Genomic DNA, 20,454 nt, shown 5'->3' with positions numbered 1-20,454 from the left:
AAGATGCCTGTCATTTCGCGATTCATCCTTCTGCTGGGGGCCTTGCTGATCAGCGCTTGTGCCCAGCAAGCCCCGGCCTTCGCGCCACCTTCGCAGCGTCCGCTGGCGGCCAATGACGCCCCGTGGCCGAAGAACCATGTGCTCGGCATCGCCTACCACGATGTCGACGACCGAGACCCGGACCAGGCACTGGTGGCCGTGCGCACCGAACGCTTGATCGAACAGCTGGCGTGGCTGCGAGAAAACAACTACCAGCCGGTCACGGTGGATCAGATCATCACCGCCCGCAATGGTGGCCCGGAATTGCCGCCGCGTGCGGTGCTGCTCAGCTTCGACGACGGCTACTCGAGCTTCTATACCCGTGTCATGCCTATCCTGCGTGCCTATAACTGGCCGGCGATTCTCGCCCCGGTCGGCAGTTGGGTGGATACGCCGCTGAACCAAACGGTGGATTTCGCCGGCGTGCCGCGCAAGCGTTCCGAGTTCCTGACCTGGGAGCAGATTCGCGAGGTGTCCAAATCGGGCCTGGTGGAAATCGCCGCCCATACCGACGCCAATCACAAGGGCATCCTCGCCAACCCGCAAGGTAACCAGCAACCCGCCGCGACCACCCGGCGGTACGACCCTGCCACCGGTCGTTATGAGACCGAGGCCGATTTCCAGGCCCGCCTGCGCAAGGACGTGGCGGCCATATCCGAGAAGATCCGCAAGGTCGCCGGCTACAGCCCGCGCGTCTGGGTCTGGCCTTACGGTGAAGCCGACGGCACGGCGTTGCAGGTGATTGGCAGCGAGGGTTATCAAATGGCCCTGACCTTGGAGGACGGCCTCGACAGCCTGGATAACCTGATGAGCGGCCCACGCTTCCTGGTGGCGTCCGATCCCGATGGCGCTCATTTCGCCGAAAGCATCGTGTCCGTGCAGACGATGGACCCGATGCGCGTGGTGCATGTCGACCTGGATTACGTCTATGACGCGGACCCGGTGCAGCAGGAAGCCAACGTCGGCAAGCTCGTCCAGCGCATTTCCGACCTGGGCGCCAATACCGTATTTCTCCAAGCCTTCGCCGATCCGAAAGGCGACGGCCTCGTGCATTCGTTGTACTTCCCCAACCGTCACCTGCCGGTACGCGCTGACCTGTTTGACCGGGTTGCCTGGCAGTTGCGTACCCGGGCCAATGCCAACGTTTATGCCTGGATGCCGGTGCTCAGTTTCGCCCTGGACGCGAAACTGCCACGGGTCCAGCGCTGGGACCCGGAAACCGGCAAGATCGGCGTCGCCCCGGACCAATACGTGCGCCTGTCGCCATTTGATCCGAAGGTGCGCCAGATCATCGGCGAAATTTACCAGGACCTGGCGCGGATGAGTTCGTTGGATGGCGTTCTGTACCATGACGACGCGGTGTTCTCCGATTTCGAGGATGCCAGCCCCGCGGCCCTGAAAGTCTATGCCGCCCACGGCTTGCCGACGTCCATCGCCGCCCTGCGGGACGATCCTGCGGCGATGCAGCGCTGGACCCGCTTCAAGAGCCGCTACCTGATCGACTTCACCCATGAGCTGACCGCCAAGGTGCGGGCGATTCGCGGCCCGCAGATCCTGACGGCGCGCAACATCTTTGCCGAACCGATGCTCAATCCGGAAAGCGAAGCCTGGTTCGCCCAAAACCTCGACGACTTCCTCGGCGCCTACGACTGGACGGCACCGATGGCCATGCCACTGATGGAAAAGCAGACCCCCGAACAATCCGGCCCCTGGCTCGAGCGCCTGGTGGACACCGTCAAGGCTCGTCCCGGCGCGCTCAAGCGCACGGTGTTCGAATTGCAGGCCCGTGACTGGCATAGCAAGCCGGCCAGCGACATCGACGGCAAACAACTGGCCGACTGGATGGGACGTCTCAAGCGCAAAGGCGTGACCAGTTTCGGCTACTACCCGGACAACTTCATCGAAGACCAGCCGGCGGTGAAAACCGTGCGGCCGGCGCTCTCCAACAAGTGGAATCCTTGACATGCTCGACAGACTGCTCGCCCTGCTGGTGCTGGCGATCGTCCTTGGGGTGCCCCTGGGCCTGATCTTCCTGGTCACCGGGCAATTCCTGATGGACTTCGTGTTCTTTTACCCGCTGTTCATGTCCGGGCTGTGGATCGCCGGCGGCCTGTATTTCTGGCTGCACTGGGAGCGCCACTGGCCTTGGAAGGACGACACCTTGCCACCGGCCCTGGCAGGCGAGCCGCTGATCAGCATCCTGATCCCGTGCTTCAACGAAGGCGACAACGTCGCCGACACCATTCACGCGGCGCTGGGCCAGCATTATCCGAACATCGAAGTCATCGCCATCAACGACGGCTCCAAAGACAACACCGCCCAGATGCTCGATCAACTGGCGGCCGAAGACCCGCGCCTGCGCGTCCTGCACCTGGCGGAAAACCAGGGCAAGGCCGTGGCCCTGCGCATGGGGGCCATCGCGGCGCGCAGCGAATACCTGGTGTGCATCGACGGTGATGCGCTGCTGGCGCCGAACACCTGTGCCTACCTGGTGGCGCCGATGCTGGACAACGCCCGCCTCGGCGCGGTGACGGGCAACCCGCGCATCCGCACCCGGTCAACGTTGATCGGTCGGGTCCAGGTCGGTGAGTTTTCCTCGATCATCGGCCTGATCAAGCGCACCCAGCGGGTCTTCGGGCGAATCTTCACCGTGTCCGGCGTGATCGTCGCGTTCCGTCGCACGGCCCTGCACCGGGTGGGCTACTGGAGCCCGGACATGATCACCGAAGACATCGACATCAGTTGGAAGCTGCAGTTGGATCACTGGAGCATCTTCTACGAGCCCCGTGCGCTGTGCTGGATTCTCATGCCTGAAACCCTGCGCGGCCTTTGGCGGCAACGGCTACGCTGGGCCCAGGGCGGCGCCGAGGTGCTGTTCAAGAACATCCGTGGCATCTGGCAATACCGCCACCGCTACCTGTGGCCGTTGCTGTTCGAATACTGCCTGTCCACCGGTTGGGCGTTCACCTTCCTGCTGTCGGTGATCTTCTGGGGCGTCGGTAAATTCGTCGAGATGCCAGCCGCCATTGCTGTGGATCACCTGATGCCGCCGGCGTTCACCGGCCTGTTGCTGGCGGTGGTGTGCCTGCTGCAATTCGCGGTGAGCATCCTGATCGACCGGCGCTACGAAAAAGGCCTGTGGCACATCATGTTCTGGGTGGTCTGGTACCCGTTGGTGTTCTGGCTGATCAGCCTGTTCACCACCTTGGTGAGCTTTCCCAAAGTGCTGTTCGGGCAGCATCAGAAGCGTGCGCGCTGGATCAGTCCGGATCGCGGCATCAAACCGTTCGACGATCAGGAAGAGGAAGTGATCCGATGAAAATTATCAGGACCCGGCAACGGCCTTTTCTGGTGGTCATCGATGCGTTTTTCACCGTGCTGGCGTGGGTGGGGCTTTTGTATTTGCTGGTCAATGGGCTATGGCCGCTGCTCGACAGCCAGGCAGGTCCGCGCCTGGGCGGGTCGCTGTTCGACACCCTGGCGACCTTGCAGGTCTATGGTTGGATTGCGTTGGTCAACGCGGTGCTGTTGATTACCTGGGCCCGTTATCAACAGCGCAAAAGCCGCAGCTTCGCCCAGCGTCGACTGCCGGTGCCGGCGGTGGATGACCAAGGCTTGAGCGCCAGTTTCAAGTTGACCGACGAGCGTCTGGACACCTTGCGCCAGCCTGGCTCGAAGATCATCCACAACAACCAGGAAGGCGACATCAGCCACATCGTGCCGCATTTCCATCTGCTCAGTCCGGAGTTGCAACCTCCGCCCCTGGCGCCGTTGGAGCGGCCACGGGTGATTCACTTACCGGCGGATCAGTCCGTGCATTGATGCAAGCTGTGCCGACGCTTTCGTCGGATCGCCGCCCGGAGCAAGCTCGCTCCCACAGGGGCTTGGGGTTGTGGCGGATAGTTCGGTCCACACAGAACAAAACTGTGGGAGCGGGCTTGCTCGCGAATGCTGCGTGTCAGTTAATATTGATGCCGGCTGACACACCGCTTTCGCGAGCAAGCCCGCCCCCACGGGGGATTTGGGGCTAGGACGAAAAATCCCGGATCAGCCGCCACGCCTCGTCCACCGGCAACGGTTGTTTCATGCGCTGGGCCAGCGCCGCCATCGCCCGGCCTTCATCGCAGGCCACGGCGGCGGCGACTAGGCCGTTCTTGCCCAGCAAGGCGATAAAGGGCGGATGCTCGGGCGTACCCTTGAATTCCACTTCGTCCCAATGCTCGGCGTGACCGAGGTAGTCGTAGCGTTTGCCAAAGTGATACGTCCAGAAAAACGGCACGTCCAGATAGTGCTCGTCGCCCCCGAGCATATTTGCGGCGGCGATGCGCGCCTGTTGCTGGGCCAGGCGCCAATGTTCGATGCGCACAGGCGCGCCGTTCAGGGGGAAGGTCGCGATATCACCCACGGCCCATACGCCATCCGCCACACGCATGCCCGCGTCAACCGACAGCGACTCGTCCTGTTCCCGTGGCAGCTGTGCAAACGGCTCGGTGGCCGGGCGCACGCCGACGCCGATGACCACCAGGTCCGCGGCAAAACGCTGGCCGTTATCCAGCACCACGGCTTCGACCTTGTGCGAGCCCTCGATCCGCGCCGCTTCGCCGTCGGTGTGGTACACCACGCCGTTGGCCCGATGCCGGGCAAGGATGGCCTGGCCGACGCTTTCCCCCAACTGCGCGGCGAACGGCACCGGGTGCCGGGCCAGGACAGTGACGCTCAGCTCGCGCTTGCGCAGGGACGAAGCGACTTCCAGGGCAATGAAACTGTCGCCGATGACCACCGTCCGTTGCCCTGGCCGGACCGCGTCGAGAATCTGGCGGGCGTGGGCGATGGAACGCAGCACGAAGACCTGCGGCAAATCGATGCCAGGCAACGCTAGCGTCTTCGGCTCCGCGCCCGTGGCGATGAGCGCGGCGTCGTAGTCCAGGCGCCGGCCATCGGCGAGGTGGATTTGCCGGGCACCAGGGTCCAAATGGGTGGCCTCGCCATGGAGCCTTTCGATGCGTTGCTGGGTGAAGTAAGTTTCATCGCGCAGCGGCGCCGTCTCGTTGACCGCCATGTCGCCGGCCAACACATATTTGCTCAGCACCGTGCGGTCGTAGCCGGCTTCGGCTTCGCGGTCGATCATCAGGATGCGTCCGCCAAAGCCCCTCTCCCGCAACGCCGCCGCGCAAGCCGTGCCGGCCGCACCGGCACCGATAATGACGAACGTGCGCGCGTCATCGGCCGGCGGGACTTTATCGGCCGGCAGTGGCTGGTCATCGACCCAGACGTCACCGTCCCGCACCTCGACGTGATAGCGCGTCAGGCTGTCGAGGGCCGGCGGCTCGCACAGGGCGCCGTCTTCAGCCCGGAACGCCGCCTTGTGCCATGGGCATATCAGCCGTCCATGACACACCGCGCCCTTGGCCAGAGGGGCGCCGGCATGGGGGCATTTGCCTTGGAAGGCGCGCACCTGATCGCCTGCACGCAGCAGCAGGATAGGGGTGTCGTTGATCTTGACTTCGAGGCCGCGGTCTTCGCGAACGTCGGCAAAACGGGCGACTTGATGCAGAGACATGATCGTTCTCCGGCTGGCGTTTCCCGTTGGAGTCGCAGGGCCGGAACGAGGTTCAGCGCAATTGTCACTGCACCCTTGGCGAAGCTGCAGCTATAGTTCGCAAGCCGTCCATGGCCTGACACGCACAAGGTGCCCCGGTATGACCCGATTGAAGATTCTCACCCCTTGGCTGGCGGCCGTCGCCCTGGTGCTGTGCGCACAAGGGGCTGCCCAGGCCGAGGAGCGTTTTACCCTCAGTATTCCCGGCGTGTCGGACGACCGTCTCTTCACTGCCGCGCAGGCCAGTGACGCCAACACCTGCGGTGGCAAGAACATTTCCCCGGCGCTGAGCTGGAACGCCGGCCCGCCAGGCACCCTCAGCTACGCCATCGTCATGTTGGACCCGGACGGCCAACGGGGCCAGGGTGTCGACCACTGGGTCCACTACGGCATCAAGGCCTCCACGCGGCAGATTCCGACGGGCGCCGGAACCAAGTCCTCGTTGGAAGGCATGAGCGGTATCAACAGCAAGAACACCCACGGCTACATCGGCCCATGCCCGCCTATCGGCGACAGCGCTCACCATTACCTGATCCAGCTCTTCGCCCTCGACCTGCCGCCGGAAGCCTTGCCCGCCGGCCTCACACGGGCCCAACTGATGGAAAAAATCAAAGGCCACGTCCTGCGCAACAGCAGCGTCGTGCGCCGCTACCACCGCTGACTCGAACAGCACAAAACCCCTGTGGCGAGGGAGCTTGCTCCCGCTGGGCTGAAGCAGCCCCCCACAGAGGCGCTGATGCCCCGACACAACATTGGCATCGCGCGCCAAAAACGAGCACTATCGAGCCCCTGTTCACTCATGCCGGAGGATGGCGATGACGCAGAAACCCGACGGCATCGCCCGCCTCTTGAACTGCCCCACCAAGGGCGACGAAATACGCCGGGCCATTGCCCAGAGCCGCAAGGATTTCCTGCCTGTCGACGAGGCCGAAGACGCCGAGCCAGGCCAGCCACCGGTTGAACCGGTGGACAATGATCGCGACGACTGAGCCGTCGCCTCTTTCAACCGACTTGTTCAAATCTGCCTATGACTGCTGCCACTGTTCTAACCGGTGATCGATTCAGCCGCTCCGATTACAAAACCCTGGGCCTGGCCGCCTTGGGCGGCGCGCTGGAAATCTACGATTTCATCATCTTCGTCTTTTTCGCCCTGACCCTCAGCCAGTTGTTCTTCCCGCCGGAAATGCCCGATTGGCTGCGCTTGCTGCAAAGCTTCGGGATTTTCGCCACCGGTTACCTGGCCCGACCCCTGGGCGGCATCCTCATGGCGCACTTTGCCGATCGCCTGGGGCGCAAGCGCGTGTTCAGCCTGAGCATCCTGATGATGGCCTTGCCGTGCCTGCTCATCGGGGTGATGCCGACCTACGCGCAAATCGGTTATTTCGCTCCGTTGCTGTTGCTGGCGCTGCGTATTTTGCAGGGCGCGGCGGTGGGCGGCGAGGTGCCCAGCGCCTGGGTGTTCGTGGCCGAACATGCGCCGTTGCATCATCGCGGCTATGCCCTGGGTTTCCTCCAGGCCGGCCTGACCTTCGGCTACTTGCTGGGTGCCTTGACCGCAACGGCGCTGGCGCGGATCTACACGCCGGCGGAGATTCTCGATTACGCCTGGCGTCTGCCGTTCCTGCTGGGGGGCGTCTTCGGGGTGATCGGCGTCTGGTTGCGCCGTTGGTTGAGCGAAACGCCGATCTTCGTGGCCCTGCAAGCCAATCGCGAAGGCGCTGCGGAACTGCCGTTGCGCACGGTCCTGCGCGACCACCGCCAGGCCTTGCTGCCCGCCGCCATCCTGACCTGCGTGCTGACCTCGGCCGTGGTGGTGTTCGTGGTCATCACCCCGACCGTGATGCAAAAAAGCTTCGGCATGACCCCCAGCCACACCTTCGCCCTGAGCAGCCTGGGCATCGTCTTCCTGAACATCGGCTGCGTCCTCGCCGGCCTGATCGTCGACCGCATCGGCGCCTGGCGCACCGTCATGCTCTACAGCCTGCTGCTGCCCCTGGGCATCGCCGTGCTCTACGCCAGCCTGATCAGCGGCAGCGCCTGGCTGGGCCTGGCCTACGCCGTGGCCGGCCTGGGCTGTGGCGTGGTCGGCGCGGTGCCATCGGTGATGGTCAGCCTGTTTCCGCCGAAGATCCGCGTGTCCGGCATCTCGCTCACCTACAACATCGCCTATGCCCTGTGGGCGAGCATGACCCCGTTGATGGTGATTGCCCTGGTGCCGTGGAGCCCGTGGGTGTGCGTGGGGTATTGCGTGGTGATGGGCGCGGTGGGCGTGGCTGCGGCGGCGTATTTTCCCGGGCGGCATGGGAAGGCTGCGCAGCCGTCATTGGCCTGTGAATCCTGATCCGGCTGTTCAAAGACGCTCGCGCAAAAAATCCACAAAGGCCCGAGTCCGTGCCGAGCGACGTCGGTCTTGACTGAACACGGTGCTGATGGGCAGCGCCAGTGGCCGGTAATCGGCAAGCACGGTGCAGACGGTGCCCTGGCGAACATCGGCCGCGAACAACCACTGCGGTGACAGCGAAACGCCCAGCCCCGACAGCACCATTTCCCGGATCGCCTCGCTGCTGTTGCAGGGGACGTTGCCCTTGATCGTTACGCTGTGCTGTCGGCCATCCTGGTCGGGCTGTCGCCGAGGGAAATCGCTACCAGCCGCACGAACACCAGAATCGCATCGAGCGAATCCTTGAGCACTGAAAAGACATTACCTGGCCACCCCATGGTGCCCAGGCGGTTTATCGCAGATTGATCAATCCGAACCATATTTTGGCGAACGCGGCCCGTACAGGATCCCGGTGCGCTGGCCCGCCGACAGCAGACGCGCACTGGTAATACCGGCAATCGGGTGGCCAGCGTCAGTGGAACTGTTGATGATTTGCTTGACCGCCGCAGTGATCAACATACCAACCAGCCCGCCACCGCTGTTGTTTCCGCCCTCTTCACTGGAGGCGCGAGCCGAGCCGGTCCACAGGGTGATGCCTGTGCGCAGGTCCACCAGCTTGGCCGAAGCGGTGACCGCCGTTTCACTGGAGATCAGCATGTAGCGGGTGCCGTACTCCGTGATAGTGATGTACAGCGCCGCGTCGGCGCCGAAAATCTCATGCAGTTTGGCCGGAGCCACGCCTTGGATGTCATTTGCCGTCGTCAGGCCATTCTGGCGGAAGGTTTCGTCCACCAGTGCAATCGGTAACACGTAGTAGCCGGCTTCGGCCAACGGGTAAGTGACTTGAGACACGAGGCTGTAGGACGCTTGCACCTCAGGTGATTCATTGATCGGCGGCAACACCAGGATCGACTTGGGTCGTGCCTGTTTGAAGGCCGAATAGTCAATGGTCTTGGGGGCGGCACAGCCGCCCAGCAACGCCAGGGCCAGCAGGGCGCCCGTCAGTTTCAAAAGGCTCATTTGACGTCTCCGGTCTTGGCGTTCTTGAGCAGCATGTCCATGTATGCGGCAGACTCCGGGAACAGCGCCTTCTCGGTGCGTAACTCCTGCACCATCTGGTCATCCTTGCCCATGCTCAGGTACAGCATGCCCAAGTGGGCGTGGTAACCCGGCGGCGCTTTTCGGCCACTGGCGTTGATCTTTTGCAGGTCCCGCTCCAATGCTTCGACCTGGGCTTCCTTGGGCTCACCCTTGAAATATTCGTAGACCTGCGGCTGATAGCTTTCCCATTGATACAAACCCTGAGGCGCCGTCTGGCACCCGGCGACCGTCGCGACTGCTGTCAGCATCAGCGCCAACTTCACTGCCTTATTCATCCGTGTACAGCTCCTTGGGTACGAGTTATTCAGTTGCGCGGATTCCAGGCGCCGGCATTGATGCCATCCACCAGGCGGTTGATCGCTTCGCGCATGGCCAGGTCCAGGACTTTGCCATTGAGGGTGGAGTCGTAGCTGGCGGTGCCGCCGAAACCAATGACTTCACGGTTGGACAGGGCGTACTCACCGGCGCCCTGAGTGGAATACACCACTTCGGAAGTACTGATGTTGACCACGTTCAGGTTGACCTTGGCGTAGGCCACCTGGGTCTTGCCGCGACCGAGGATGCCGAACAACTGGCGGTCGCCGGTCTCTTTGCGGCCGAACTCGGTCACATCGCCGGTCACTACGTAGTCAGCGCCCTTGAGCTTCTGAGCTGTACCCTTGATCGCGGCTTCCTGGGAGATCTCACTCATGTTGTCGCGGTCCAACACGCTGAAGCGGTTGGTCTGCTGCAGGTGGGTGATCAAGATAGTCTTGGCCTGACCGCCAAGACGATCAACGCCGTCGGAAAAGATCCCGCGCATGTAACTGGAGCGGTTATCGAACTTGCCCACGGCGATCGGTACGCGCTGGCCGGCATAGGCAATACTGGCGCTGGCGACTTTTTCCACCGGCAGTGCCCGGGAGCTTTCCGAGGCACAACCGGCCATGGTCAGCAGCGCTGCGGCGATCAGGCCCGACAGCAGGATGGGGGACGGTAGTTTCACGTGATGCTCCTGAAGTGAAGAGTCAACAAATTGCAGCAGAGGTCGTCCTTGAAGACGTGATAGCACAATGGCGGCGGCATTTTACGAGGTTCACATCGCTTCTCAAACTGTTTTCGCTTCAGCGAGGTTTGCCGCAACTGACTTGTCCCGGCAACATCCGTTCTTGAAAGCCCGGGTTTTAGCGATGCCACCCTCAAGGCTATAGAGTTCCGCTTTCTGGATATCACTGGGCCGAGCGCATGCCGTAAGGCCAAACAACTTGAGCGCGCGTTCAAACCCCGTAGAATGCAGCCGCCATTCACGCCGCTACCCCTCAAGGACGAATTCAAACATGCGAGTATTTAGCCTCTTCCTGGCCCTCTGCCTTATGGCAGGCTGCGCTTCCAAGCCCGATTACTACATTTCCCCTGCGCCGGTGGCGATCCCCGAGACCGCCACCTATTGGATCGACACGTTCAACGTTGAAGTCGTCGGCAAAAACGAACGCTTCCTGCCTGACGAAAAAGTTCGCGACAAGTTGCACACCGACCTGATCGTCCGCCTGCTCGACGGCAATCGTTATGCCTCCAGCAAGGAAACCGCGGACTATCTGTTGGATATCAATGCCGTCTATGCGCGCCGTATTCAAGATACCCAAGGTGGCTTCATGAGCAATATCGTTGCCGACGGTACGTATCTGGCCAGTGTCGATTTCAATTATCAGGTCAAGGTGAAGAAGGCCGGTGTCGAGGTGTTGCACTTTGCCCAGGCCCGCCAGGGGCTGATGCCGGGAGGGGCGGTCGGCCAACTTGAGGCCATGAGAGGCATTGCGGGCGCCCTGACGAACAGGGGCAACTCCGATGTCGAAGACTATTACACCGGTCATTTGAGCGGATTCATCGACGACGACCTGCGGGACATTCCGTCCCGCTAGCAATGCCTGCGTAGCGGGCACCGGGCTGGCCACGTTCTAGGTGGCCAGCCCCGCCTTTGCAGCGCTGGAAAAAATATTTCCTGGTCGTTAACCCGAACCGCGTGTGCCCTGCGTCTGACGCTGTGAACGGATCATTCATTCACGAGGTTCAGCCCATGTCCCGTCCACTTCTTTTTATGCGTCCTGCTGCCCAAGGTTTCGCCGTGACTTTGCTGGTGGCGTTGGCCGGTTGTGGGTTGTCTTCCTCCCGGGAGACGGCCATTCCATCCGAACCGGTGTCCGTGGCGCCCAGCGTCGTACCGCAAGGCGAGATCGCCGAAGTGCGTCAGTCGACGGTCAAGCGCATGCTCATGAAGCCGGCAGCGATGCCGGCCCCCAGCGTAGCGAGCGATGCCATCGCTGCGGGTTATCGCGCCGAGCCGCGTGAACAGTACGAAAAGCTCCCGGACAACCCGATTCACAGCGTGGCCGAAACACCGGTCTCGACCTTTAGCGTGGATGTCGATACCGGCAGCTATGCCAATGTGCGACGTCTGCTCAACCAAGGCAGCCTGCCACCCGAAGGGGCGGTGCGGCTGGAGGAAATGGTCAATTATTTTCCGTATAGCTACGCCCTGCCCACCGACGGTTCACCCTTTGGCGTGACCACCGAAGTGGCCCCGTCACCGTGGAACCCCCACACCCGCTTGCTGCGCATCGGCATCAAGGCCAGCGACCGCGCCGTGGCGGACCTGGCGCCGGCCAACCTGGTCTTCCTGGTGGACGTGTCCGGCTCCATGGACCGTCGCGAAGGCCTGCCGCTGGTCAAGAGCACGCTGAAACTGCTGGTGGACCAATTGCGCGACCAGGACCGAGTGTCGCTGGTGGTTTATGCCGGTGAATCCCGGGTGGTGCTCAAGCCCACGTCGGGTCGCGACAAGGCGACAATCCGCAACGCCATCGATCAACTCGACGCCGGTGGTTCCACGGCGGGCGCTTCGGGTATCGAGCTGGCCTATCAGATGGCGCGGGAGAGCTTCATCGACAAAGGCATCAACCGCATCCTGCTGGCCACCGATGGCGACTTCAACGTCGGGGTCAGTGATTTCGACAGCCTCAAGCAGATGGCGGTGGACCAGCGCAAAAGCGGGGTATCCCTGACGACGCTGGGCTTCGGTGTGGATAACTACAACGAACACCTGATGGAACAATTGGCCGACGCCGGTGACGGTAACTACGCCTACATCGACAACCTGCTCGAAGCGCGCAAGGTCCTGGTGGACCAACTCAGTTCCACCCTGGCGGTGGTGGCGCGGGACGTGAAGTTGCAGGTGGAATTCAACCCCGCCCAGGTCAGCGAATATCGCCTGTTGGGCTATGAGAATCGCGCATTGAAGCGTGAAGACTTCAACAATGACAAGGTCGACGCGGGCGAGATCGGTGCCGGACATACGGTGACGGCCTTGTATGAAATCGTTCCGAAGGGTGCGCCGGGCTGGTTGGAGCCGCTGCGCTATGGCAGTACCCCTAAGTCGGAGGGCACCTCGGGTGAATTGGCCATGTTGCGCGTACGCTACAAGCCGGCCGAGGGCGGCAGCAGCCGATTGATCGAGCATCCCATCGCCAGCGTACAGAACGACCGCAAGCCCAGCGATGACCTGCGCTTCTCCGCCGCCGTGGCGGCCTTCGCCCAACAGCTCAAGGGCGATGGGCGCTACACTGGGACGATGACCTTGAAGGACACCGCGCAATTGGCGCGCTCGGCCCGCGGTGACGATCCGTTCGGGCTGCGTGGCGAGTTTGTGCAGTTGGTGGAGCTGGCCCAGAGCCTTGAGCCTGCGGCCAAGCGCTGATCCTGGCTACAACGCGGATCAAATGTGGGAGCTGGCTTGCCTGCGAAGGCGGGGTGTCAGGCACAGAAGTTTCGCCTGGCGCGCCGCCTTCGCGGGCAAGCCCGGCTCCCACAAGGTCCTGTGCAATTGGCAAGACCGTGTTCTACATCGAAAGGAGTTCGCCCCCCACATGCCCGCTGCGCTTGATCCTCCCAGCGACGAATCGCTGCTGGCCCGCTACCGCAGCGGCGACGGGGCTTCTTTCGAAGTCCTGTACGCCCGCCATCGACAAGGGCTTTACCGCTTTCTCGTGTCCTTGAGCAACAAAGCCGAACTGGCCGAGGAAGTGTTCCAGGACACCTGGCTCAGCCTGATCCGCAGCACCACCCAACCACAAGGCCGGGCGAGTTTTCGCACATGGCTGTTCCAGATCGCCCGCAACCGCTTGATCGACCACTGGCGCAAACACGGCGTCCATAACCCGTTGCACGACAGCTACGACGAGCAACTGCACGTCCAGCCCGACGACACCAGCGGCCCCGAGCAACAGCTGAGCCTGAGTCGCGACCAGGCGCGTCTCGACGCCGCGTTGCAGGCCTTGCCCGAAGACCAGCGCGAAGTCTTCCTGCTGCGCCTGCACGGCGACCTGGAGCTGCCACAGATTGCCGCCCTGACCGGTGCCCCGCTGGAAACGGTCAAGAGCCGCTTGCGTTACGCCCAGCAGAAACTGCAGCGACTGCTGGCCGAGGAGGTACCCGCATGATCGACCCCAAACACACCCCGGACCTCGACGACGAAAGGCTTGTCGAGCATTTCCGCCAACACGCCAGCGGCGAGCCGCCGGCCTCCCTGGACGCCTTCATCCTCGCCACCGCCCGTCGCGAAGCCCCCGCGCCTGCGCCCAGCCTGTGGCAACGCTGGCTGCAGATGTGCCAACAGCCGCGCTGGCAGATGGCATTCGCCACGGTCGCCGGTGTGGCACTGATGATCGGCCTGGTGGTGCGCACCCCAGTGCCCCACGACGAGCTGGCCGCACCCGCGTCGATGGAGTTTTCCGCCGATCGGCAAGCGCCCGCCGTTGCCGCGGCACCGCCGCCGGCCATGCCCGCCCCCGCCCCGATCACCCGCATGGCGCCCCAGGGCGAACTGGCCCGAGCCCCGGCAAGCCCGATGCAATCGTTGGCGGAAAAGCCAGCGGCGAAAATGAGCAAATCCGCGCCCGCTGCACTGCCGTCACTGGAGCAAGGCTTGATGGAAATCCTGCGTTTGCGGCAGGCGGGGGATACCAAGGCCGCAGATGAAAAACTGTTGGCGCTGCATAAACGTTTTCCCAAGGAAGACTTGCCGGCGCGGTTGGAGGCGTTGCGCAAGCCTTGAAGTTGGCAACGTCCGTGGCGAGGGAGCTTGCTCCCGCTGGGCTGCGCAGCAGCTCCAGAACCATTCAACAGGGGAGCATCAGGAAACGGCTGTCAGGTTTTTACGACTGCTGCGCAGCCGAGCGGGAGCAAGCTCCCTCGCCACAAGGCAGCAAAAACAAGAAAACCCGCACAGGGCGGGTTTTTTGGAGAGACTCGTAGACTGTCCGGGACAGGTCTAGCTTTTTCGATATGGTGCACCAGGCGGGATTCGAACCCACGACCCCTGCCTTCGGAGGGCAGTACTCTATCCAGCTGAGCTACTGGTGCAGCGCGGGCGCCATGATACTCATATGCATGGCGGGCGTCCATGCTGCTGAATCGCCTGCGTTTTTGGGCAGCTCGGCGGCTGTTGGCTACGCTGATCAGAAAAAACGGGCAAATGCGGCTTTTTCGTTCTTTTTTTCGAACAGGCTATTGTCCTTAACCCCTATCGGCCCTAGGATTCGTTTGAGATTTCAAACGCTCTTGTCTGGGTGCTGAACCGCACGTCTGTGCTTATGTGCGTTATTTCTGTGCTTCAGCCCGGTGAATGATTTCCCTGACGGCAGCCCCCGAGGCGCCTTTCTACAACTCTAATTCGCTCCGCGTGCGCGCGGTGCTGTTAAGGAAAGCCGACATGCAGCTTAAAGACACCCAGTTGTTCCGCCAGCAAGCCTTTATCGATGGCGCTTGGGTCGATGCGGACAATGGTCAGACGATCAAGGTCACCAACCCGGCGACGGGCGAAGTACTGGGCACTGTGCCGAAGATGGGCGCCACCGAAACCCGTCGCGCGATCGAAGCCGCCGACAAGGCGCTGCCGGCCTGGCGTGCGCTGACTGCCAAGGAGCGCGCCAACAAGCTGCGCCGCTGGTATGAATTGCTGATTGAAAACCAGGACGACCTCGGTCGCCTGATGACCCTCGAACAAGGCAAGCCGCTGGCCGAAGCCAAGGGCGAAATCGTCTATGCCGCCTCGTTCATCGAATGGTTCGCCGAAGAAGCCAAGCGCATCTACGGTGACGTGATTCCCGGCCACCAGCCCGACAAGCGCCTGATCGTGATCAAGCAGCCAATCGGCGTGACCGCAGCCATTACCCCATGGAACTTCCCGGCCGCGATGATCACCCGCAAGGCTGGCCCGGCCCTGGCTGCCGGTTGCACCATGGTCATCAAGCCGGCTTCGCAAACCCCGTTCTCGGCCCTGGCCCTGGTGGAACTGGCGCACCGTGCCGGCATCCCGCAAGGCGTGCTGAGCGTGGTCACCGGCAGCGCCGGCGACATTGGCGGCGAGCTGACCAGCAACCCGATCGTGCGCAAACTGTCCTTCACCGGTTCGACCGAGATCGGTCGCCAACTGATGGCCGAATGTGCCAAGGACATCAAGAAAGTTTCCCTGGAACTGGGCGGCAACGCGCCGTTCATCGTGTTCGACGACGCGGACCTGGATAAGGCCGTCGAAGGCGCGATCATTTCCAAGTACCGCAACAACGGCCAGACCTGCGTCTGCGCCAACCGCCTGTACATCCAGGATTCGGTGTACGACGCGTTCGCTGAAAAACTCAAGGTGGCGGTGGCCAAGCTCAAGATCGGCAACGGCCTGGACGATGGCACTACCACCGGTCCGTTGATCGACGGCAAGGCAGTCGCCAAGGTGCAGGAACACATCGCCGATGCCGTCAGCAAAGGCGCGACCGTGCTGTCGGGCGGCAAGGCGATGGAAGGCAACTTCTTCGAGCCGACCATCCTGACCAACGTACCGAAAAATGCCGCCGTGGCGAAGGAAGAAACCTTCGGCCCGCTGGCGCCGCTGTTCCGCTTCAAAGACGAAGCCGAAGTGATCGCGATGTCCAACGACACCGAGTTCGGCCTGGCCTCGTACTTCTATGCCCGCGACCTGGGCCGTGTGTTCCGTGTGGCCGAGGCCCTGGAATATGGCATGGTTGGCGTCAATACCGGGTTGATTTCCAACGAAGTCGCGCCGTTTGGCGGCATCAAGGCTTCGGGCCTGGGCCGTGAGGGTTCCAAATACGGCATCGAGGATTACCTGGAAATCAAATACCTCTGCCTGGGTATCTGATCTGCTTCAAGCGCAAAGGGCACGAGAGCGCTGTCCCCTTGCGCGTTTCACCCGTTCTGTTTCTTGTGGCCGGAACGCTGCGGCAGTCGATCATCGCATGCTGTCGCAGTCGCCTCCCCGCCATGTACGCCTTGAGCTACGCCGACCGATGAGCGGCGAATGAGGACTGTAATGAGCAAGACTAACGCTGACTTGATGGCCCGCCGTACCGCCGCTGTTCCCCGTGGCGTCGGCCAGATTCACCCGATCTTTGCCGAATCGGCGAAGAACGCCACGGTGACCGACGTTGAAGGTCGTGAATTCATCGACTTCGCCGGCGGTATCGCCGTGCTGAACACCGGCCACGTGCACCCGAAAATCATCGCCGCCGTGACCGCACAGCTGAACAAGCTGACCCACACCTGCTTCCAGGTCCTGGCCTATGAGCCGTACGTGGAACTGTGCGAAAAAATCAACGCCAAGGTCCCAGGTGATTTCGCCAAGAAAACCCTGCTCGTGACTACCGGTTCGGAAGCGGTGGAAAACGCCGTGAAAATCGCCCGTGCCGCCACTGGCCGTGCCGGTGTGATCGCGTTTACCGGCGCGTACCACGGTCGTACCATGATGACCCTGGGCCTGACCGGTAAAGTCGTGCCGTACTCGGCCGGCATGGGCCTGATGCCCGGTGGCATCTTCCGCGCCCTGTACCCGAACGAACTGCACGGCGTGAGCATCGACGATTCCATCGCCAGCATCGAGCGCATTTTCAAGAACGACGCCGAGCCCCGTGATATCGCCGCCATCATCATCGAGCCGGTCCAGGGCGAGGGTGGTTTCTATGTGGCGCCGAAAGCATTCATGCAGCGCCTGCGCGCCTTGTGCGACCAGCACGGCATCCTGCTGATCGCTGACGAAGTGCAGACCGGTGCCGGCCGTACCGGCACGTTCTTCGCCATGGAACAGATGGGCGTTGCCGCCGACCTGACCACCTTCGCCAAATCCATCGCCGGCGGCTTCCCGTTGGCCGGTGTGTGCGGCAAGGCCGAGTACATGGACGCCATCGCACCGGGTGGCCTGGGCGGCACCTATGCCGGTAGCCCGATCGCCTGTGCGGCGGCGCTGGCGGTAATGGACGTGTTCGAAGAAGAACACCTGCTGGATCGTTGCAAGGCCGTGGGCGAGCGCCTGGTGACTGGCCTCAAGGCGATCCAGAAGAAGTATCCGGTCATCGGTGAAGTGCGTGCCCTGGGCGCGATGATCGCCGTGGAACTGTTCGAAAACGGCGACACCCACAAACCGAACGCCGCAGCTGTGGCCCAGGTGGTGGCCAAGGCCCGTGACAAGGGCCTGATCCTGCTGTCCTGCGGCACCTACGGCAACGTCCTGCGGGTGCTGGTGCCGCTAACCTCGCCGGACGAGCAATTGGACAAGGGCCTGGCGATTATCGAAGAGTGCTTCTCCGAGCTCTGAGTTTGTGCGCTGACCCACAAAAAACCCGCTTCGGCGGGTTTTTTCATATCCGGCCTCCGCTCCCTGGCGTTTCGAGCTGTCTGGAACGGCGGTTATTGTCTAAGGTGCATGTATTGCAAGGGAGCGATGCGGCATGACTGCTGTGGATTTACCCGCTGTACCGCGTGTGCTGATCGCCGAGGCCGATCCGGCGTCCAGGGAGTTGCTTGAACAGGTGTTGTCAGGTGTGCGCTGTGATGCCCGGATAGACACGTGCGGCGAAGGGCGGCAGGCCCTTGAGCTGTTGGCCCATAATCCTTACGACCTGGTGATCGCCGACTGGGAGCTGTCAGGTGTCGATGGCCTGAGCATTCTGCGTGGCTTGCGCCAACAGCATCGTACGCCGGCGTTGCCGTTCATCCTTGTGAGCCAGCGTAACGACAGCGCCAGCGTGCGCGAGGTCTTGCCGCTGGCGCCGACGGCCTATCTGACCAAGCCCTTGAACCGGGAGAGCCTGGCCCAACGTTTGCTGGGGCTGCTTCTGAGTGGTGAAGACACTTCCAACGCCGCGCCGATTCCAGGGCCGGGACTGACTTTGCCCACCTTTCTGGAGCGTCGGCGTGACCTGTCCGAAGGCGCGCCCTTGATGACCGATGTGCAAGTGGCGATCAAGCGCAGCCTCAACCCCGGCGGCCTGGATCTGAAACTGCTCGAAGAAGAACTGCGCACCGACCCGCAGATCACCGCGGTGCTGATCGCTGCGGCCAACAGCGCTGCCCAGCATCAGGGCGGCGGTCCGGTGCAGACCGTGGCCCAGGCGCTGCACCAGCTCGGCACCGGGCAAAGCATGAACCTGATCCTCGGCCTGACCCTCAAGCGTTGCGCCCGGCTCAGCGTTCCGTGCCTGGCGGACTATGCTGAGCGTTACTGGGAACTGTCGCTGCACACCGCCGAGTACGCCCGGACGATGGCCCGCTTGCTGGACCTGGAGCAGGAGCGCTGTTACTGCGCCGGGTTATTGCATCGCCTGGGTGACCTGGCGTTATTGCGCTGCCTGGAGGAATGGAAGCAGGCCGGTGGCGAGCTGGATGAGCCGGAGGAAGTCGGCGATTCGCTGGAAAAATTCGGTGCCAGTTTCGGCTCGGCATTGCGTGCCCGCTGGCGTTTGCCGTTGGAGCTCAGAGAGCTGATCGCGGCGGTCTACGGCCTGGGTGGCGGGGTTTATTCCCGTGAAGCCTTGGTGATGAACATGGCGGCGCAGATGGCGCATCTGCCCGCCCATGAAGGCCTTGAAGAACTGGCCCGTGGCCGCACGGCGCGGTTGCTGAAGATCGGCTTGCCGGAATTGATGCGGTTGCGCCGCAAGTAGCCCCACCACCTAACCCTGTGGGAGCGAGCTTGCTCGCGATGGCGTCAGTCCAGACAACCCAGAACCCGTGGCGAGGGAGCTTGCTCCCGCCGGCCTGCGCAGCAGGCCCCCAGCATGCTGACAGGCAGAACGCGTTGTTTGATTTTACGACTGCTGCGCAGCCGAGCGGGAGCAAGCTCCCTCGCCACAGGGGCTTGGCGATGGCCGGAATTTGGCATCCATCCTGAAACCACTGTGGCATGGCTGGATTCAATTGAGCTGCGATTGGCGTCAAGCCGCGATGATGCGGTTCTTCCCCTTGCGCTTGGCCTCGTACATGGCCGCGTCGGCGCGGGCGAACAGGCTGTCGAGGGACTGGTCCTCGGGAGTAATGGCGGTGAGCCCCTGGCTGACGGTAATGCCGAAGGTCTGCTCGCCGCAGCGGAACATCAGCCGCTGGATTTCCCGTTGCAAGCGCTCGGCTACTTGCAAGGCCATGTCGGGGGGGCAGCCGGGGAACACTGCCGCGAACTCTTCGCCACCAATCCGCCCGAACAGGTCACCGCGCCGCAGCACGGATCGGCCGCTTTCGGCGATCTTCTGCAACACGGTATCGCCTTCCTGATGGCCGTAGGTGTCGTTGATTACCTTGAAGTCATCGATGTCCAGCAACAGGAACGCCATGGGCGTCCCTTGTAGCCGCGCCTGCTCGAATTCACGGTTGGCGCATTCGAAGAAATGCCGGCGATTGCTGCTCTGGGTCAGCACATCGGTGGTCGCCAGTCGCTGCAGTTCACTTTCCAGCAGCTTCTTTTCAGTGATGTCCTCGGCGATGCCGACCACGATCACGGGTTGCCCGGGCTCGGCCTGACGGTTGATGAAGCACTTGTCGCTCAGCCAGCGCACCTGGCCGTCGCCGGCGATGATGCGGTATTCACGGTCTTCGACGGCGCCCTTCACCAGCACCTCGGCCAGGCTGCGTTCGGCGTACTCCAGGTCGTCGGGGTAAATTGCGTCGCGCCATTCGTTGTAGTCCGCCAGGACCAGGCCGGCGGGACGGCCGAAGATGCGCTCGTAGGCGGGGCTGACATACAGCACTTGCCGGGTTTCCCAGTTGAACGCCCAAAGCACGGCATTGACGCTGACCAGCAGCGAGCTGAACAGCTGCTCGCGCTCGCTCAGTCGCGCCACTTCACCCTGGGCATGCATCAGCGCCATGAGCGTCTGGGCCGCCTCGGGCCAATGAGGTAGGGAGTAATCCTGCAGGTTCTTGTCGACCATCGGCACAAATCTCAAAGAGCGTGCACTGCTGTGGGTTCGCACGCACTTTTCTCCAAAGCCCGCCAGGATGGCGAAGTGCTCTTTGAGATAGG

At 62.6% G+C, this 20,454-nt stretch carries 18 protein-coding genes, 1 tRNA gene and 1 pseudogene; 13 read left to right on the top strand and 7 right to left on the bottom strand.

Features of this window, described 5'->3' with window-relative positions; genetic code table 11:
• Positions 1-3: 3 nt before the first annotated feature.
• Genes pgaB through pgaD form a run of 3 tightly spaced genes read left to right on the top strand, consistent with a single transcriptional unit; the run spans position 4 to position 3,861 of the window.
• Positions 4-2,001, top strand: coding sequence for a poly-beta-1,6-N-acetyl-D-glucosamine N-deacetylase PgaB (gene pgaB, locus J3P88_RS29475; RefSeq protein ID WP_186710845.1), 1,998 nt, complete (start codon positions 4-6; stop codon positions 1,999-2,001).
• Position 2,002: 1 nt separating this feature from the next.
• On the top strand, positions 2,003-3,358 hold the full coding sequence (gene pgaC, locus J3P88_RS29470) for a poly-beta-1,6-N-acetyl-D-glucosamine synthase (protein WP_434573201.1): 1,356 nt from the start codon (positions 2,003-2,005) through the stop codon (positions 3,356-3,358).
• On the top strand, positions 3,355-3,861 hold the full coding sequence (pgaD, locus tag J3P88_RS29465; RefSeq protein WP_434573199.1) for a poly-beta-1,6-N-acetyl-D-glucosamine biosynthesis protein PgaD: 507 nt from the start codon (positions 3,355-3,357) through the stop codon (positions 3,859-3,861). The genes pgaC and pgaD overlap by 4 nt, the downstream gene beginning before the upstream one ends.
• Positions 3,862-4,066: 205 nt before the next feature.
• On the opposite strand, the gene J3P88_RS29460 is transcribed toward pgaD, so the two are convergent.
• Positions 4,067-5,599 (bottom strand): FAD-dependent oxidoreductase, encoded by a 1,533-nt coding sequence (locus J3P88_RS29460; protein WP_434573197.1) that lies wholly within the window; start codon positions 5,597-5,599, stop codon positions 4,067-4,069.
• 139 nt (positions 5,600-5,738) lie between these two features.
• Between J3P88_RS29460 and J3P88_RS29455 the strand changes: the two genes are divergently transcribed.
• The 3 genes from J3P88_RS29455 (at position 5,739) to J3P88_RS29445 (ending at position 7,979) form a co-directional block, all read left to right on the top strand.
• Complete coding sequence (locus J3P88_RS29455; protein WP_186709968.1) at positions 5,739-6,299, top strand: YbhB/YbcL family Raf kinase inhibitor-like protein; 561 nt, start codon at positions 5,739-5,741, stop codon at positions 6,297-6,299.
• Between the two features lie 154 nt (positions 6,300-6,453).
• Entirely contained in the window at positions 6,454-6,627 is a 174-nt protein-coding gene (locus tag J3P88_RS29450) for a hypothetical protein (RefSeq protein WP_186709969.1), read from the top strand.
• Positions 6,628-6,665: 38 nt separating this feature from the next.
• Positions 6,666-7,979: an MFS transporter gene (locus J3P88_RS29445; protein ID WP_434573195.1), complete on the top strand. Its 1,314-nt coding sequence runs from the start codon at positions 6,666-6,668 to the stop codon at positions 7,977-7,979.
• 9 nt (positions 7,980-7,988) lie between these two features.
• Here J3P88_RS29445 and J3P88_RS29440 read toward each other — a convergent pair.
• From J3P88_RS29440 to J3P88_RS29425, 4 genes and pseudogenes are all read right to left on the bottom strand, one after another.
• Positions 7,989-8,234: pseudogene (locus J3P88_RS29440) on the bottom strand (LysR substrate-binding domain-containing protein); the annotation flags it as partial.
• 150 nt (positions 8,235-8,384) lie between these two features.
• Complete coding sequence (locus J3P88_RS29435; RefSeq protein ID WP_116643461.1) at positions 8,385-9,038, bottom strand: DUF799 domain-containing protein; 654 nt, start codon at positions 9,036-9,038, stop codon at positions 8,385-8,387.
• A complete protein-coding gene (locus J3P88_RS29430) occupies positions 9,035-9,394 on the bottom strand; it encodes a DUF4810 domain-containing protein (protein WP_077506509.1) in 360 nt (119 codons plus the stop codon). Before J3P88_RS29430 ends, J3P88_RS29435 begins: the two co-directional genes overlap by 4 nt.
• Before the next feature lie 29 nt (positions 9,395-9,423).
• Positions 9,424-10,047, bottom strand: a complete 624-nt coding sequence (locus J3P88_RS29425) for a CsgG/HfaB family protein (RefSeq protein ID WP_162493981.1) — start codon at positions 10,045-10,047, stop codon at positions 9,424-9,426.
• A 388-nt stretch (positions 10,048-10,435) separates the two neighbouring features.
• Here J3P88_RS29425 and J3P88_RS29420 point away from each other — a divergent pair, with 388 nt between their 5' ends.
• From J3P88_RS29420 to J3P88_RS29405, 4 genes are all read left to right on the top strand, one after another.
• Entirely contained in the window at positions 10,436-11,017 is a 582-nt protein-coding gene (locus tag J3P88_RS29420; protein WP_434573192.1) for a hypothetical protein, read from the top strand.
• A gap of 155 nt (positions 11,018-11,172) precedes the next feature.
• Entirely contained in the window at positions 11,173-12,849 is a 1,677-nt protein-coding gene (locus J3P88_RS29415; protein WP_186709974.1) for a vWA domain-containing protein, read from the top strand.
• 169 nt (positions 12,850-13,018) lie between these two features.
• On the top strand, positions 13,019-13,591 hold the full coding sequence (locus tag J3P88_RS29410; RefSeq protein ID WP_434573190.1) for an RNA polymerase sigma factor: 573 nt from the start codon (positions 13,019-13,021) through the stop codon (positions 13,589-13,591).
• A complete protein-coding gene (locus tag J3P88_RS29405) occupies positions 13,588-14,205 on the top strand; it encodes a hypothetical protein (RefSeq protein WP_434573188.1) in 618 nt (205 codons plus the stop codon). Before J3P88_RS29410 ends, J3P88_RS29405 begins: the two co-directional genes overlap by 4 nt.
• A 231-nt stretch (positions 14,206-14,436) precedes the next feature.
• Here J3P88_RS29405 and J3P88_RS29400 read toward each other — a convergent pair.
• Positions 14,437-14,513: transfer RNA gene (locus J3P88_RS29400), tRNA-Arg, on the bottom strand.
• Between the two features lie 349 nt (positions 14,514-14,862).
• Between J3P88_RS29400 and gabD the strand changes: the two genes are divergently transcribed.
• The 3 genes from gabD to J3P88_RS29385 all read left to right on the top strand — a co-directional run bounded on the left by gabD (position 14,863) and on the right by J3P88_RS29385 (position 19,102).
• Positions 14,863-16,305 carry an NADP-dependent succinate-semialdehyde dehydrogenase gene (gene gabD, locus J3P88_RS29395; protein WP_434573187.1) on the top strand — a complete coding sequence of 481 codons (1,443 nt, stop codon included), beginning with the start codon at positions 14,863-14,865 and terminating at the stop codon, positions 16,303-16,305.
• A 171-nt stretch (positions 16,306-16,476) separates the two neighbouring features.
• A complete protein-coding gene (gene gabT / locus J3P88_RS29390) occupies positions 16,477-17,754 on the top strand; it encodes a 4-aminobutyrate--2-oxoglutarate transaminase (RefSeq protein WP_092204970.1) in 1,278 nt (425 codons plus the stop codon).
• A 133-nt stretch (positions 17,755-17,887) separates the two neighbouring features.
• On the top strand, positions 17,888-19,102 hold the full coding sequence (locus J3P88_RS29385; protein WP_434573185.1) for an HDOD domain-containing protein: 1,215 nt from the start codon (positions 17,888-17,890) through the stop codon (positions 19,100-19,102).
• Positions 19,103-19,372: 270 nt separating this feature from the next.
• Here the strand turns inward: J3P88_RS29385 and J3P88_RS29380 are convergent, their stop codons facing one another.
• A complete protein-coding gene (locus J3P88_RS29380) occupies positions 19,373-20,362 on the bottom strand; it encodes a GGDEF domain-containing protein (RefSeq protein ID WP_186709979.1) in 990 nt (329 codons plus the stop codon).
• Positions 20,363-20,454: the final 92 nt, after the last annotated feature.

Origin of the sequence: Pseudomonas sp. Z3-6, assembly GCF_051131985.1 — a bacterium.
Taxonomy (GTDB): domain Bacteria; phylum Pseudomonadota; class Gammaproteobacteria; order Pseudomonadales; family Pseudomonadaceae; genus Aquipseudomonas; species Aquipseudomonas zanjanensis.
The sequence above is the reverse complement of the archived record's forward strand: the minus strand, read 5'-3'. Positions and strand labels throughout refer to the sequence as shown.

What these genes read in the sequence shown, in the direction of transcription:
- pgaB (WP_186710845.1), top strand. Translation starts at nt 4, where the DNA reads ATGCCTGTCATTTCGCGATTCATCCTTCTGCTGGGGGCCTTGCTGATC.
- pgaC (WP_434573201.1), top strand. Translation starts at nt 2,003, where the DNA reads ATGCTCGACAGACTGCTCGCCCTGCTGGTGCTGGCGATCGTCCTTGGG.
- pgaD (WP_434573199.1), top strand. Translation starts at nt 3,355, where the DNA reads ATGAAAATTATCAGGACCCGGCAACGGCCTTTTCTGGTGGTCATCGAT.
- J3P88_RS29460 (WP_434573197.1), bottom strand. Translation starts at nt 5,599, where the DNA reads ATGTCTCTGCATCAAGTCGCCCGTTTTGCCGACGTTCGCGAAGACCGC.
- J3P88_RS29455 (WP_186709968.1), top strand. Translation starts at nt 5,739, where the DNA reads ATGACCCGATTGAAGATTCTCACCCCTTGGCTGGCGGCCGTCGCCCTG.
- J3P88_RS29450 (WP_186709969.1), top strand. Translation starts at nt 6,454, where the DNA reads ATGACGCAGAAACCCGACGGCATCGCCCGCCTCTTGAACTGCCCCACC.
- J3P88_RS29445 (WP_434573195.1), top strand. Translation starts at nt 6,666, where the DNA reads ATGACTGCTGCCACTGTTCTAACCGGTGATCGATTCAGCCGCTCCGAT.
- J3P88_RS29435 (WP_116643461.1), bottom strand. Translation starts at nt 9,038, where the DNA reads ATGAGCCTTTTGAAACTGACGGGCGCCCTGCTGGCCCTGGCGTTGCTG.
- J3P88_RS29430 (WP_077506509.1), bottom strand. Translation starts at nt 9,394, where the DNA reads ATGAATAAGGCAGTGAAGTTGGCGCTGATGCTGACAGCAGTCGCGACG.
- J3P88_RS29425 (WP_162493981.1), bottom strand. Translation starts at nt 10,047, where the DNA reads ATGGCCGGTTGTGCCTCGGAAAGCTCCCGGGCACTGCCGGTGGAAAAA.
- J3P88_RS29420 (WP_434573192.1), top strand. Translation starts at nt 10,436, where the DNA reads ATGCGAGTATTTAGCCTCTTCCTGGCCCTCTGCCTTATGGCAGGCTGC.
- J3P88_RS29415 (WP_186709974.1), top strand. Translation starts at nt 11,173, where the DNA reads ATGTCCCGTCCACTTCTTTTTATGCGTCCTGCTGCCCAAGGTTTCGCC.
- J3P88_RS29410 (WP_434573190.1), top strand. Translation starts at nt 13,019, where the DNA reads ATGCCCGCTGCGCTTGATCCTCCCAGCGACGAATCGCTGCTGGCCCGC.
- J3P88_RS29405 (WP_434573188.1), top strand. Translation starts at nt 13,588, where the DNA reads ATGATCGACCCCAAACACACCCCGGACCTCGACGACGAAAGGCTTGTC.
- gabD (WP_434573187.1), top strand. Translation starts at nt 14,863, where the DNA reads ATGCAGCTTAAAGACACCCAGTTGTTCCGCCAGCAAGCCTTTATCGAT.
- gabT (WP_092204970.1), top strand. Translation starts at nt 16,477, where the DNA reads ATGAGCAAGACTAACGCTGACTTGATGGCCCGCCGTACCGCCGCTGTT.
- J3P88_RS29385 (WP_434573185.1), top strand. Translation starts at nt 17,888, where the DNA reads ATGACTGCTGTGGATTTACCCGCTGTACCGCGTGTGCTGATCGCCGAG.
- J3P88_RS29380 (WP_186709979.1), bottom strand. Translation starts at nt 20,362, where the DNA reads ATGGTCGACAAGAACCTGCAGGATTACTCCCTACCTCATTGGCCCGAG.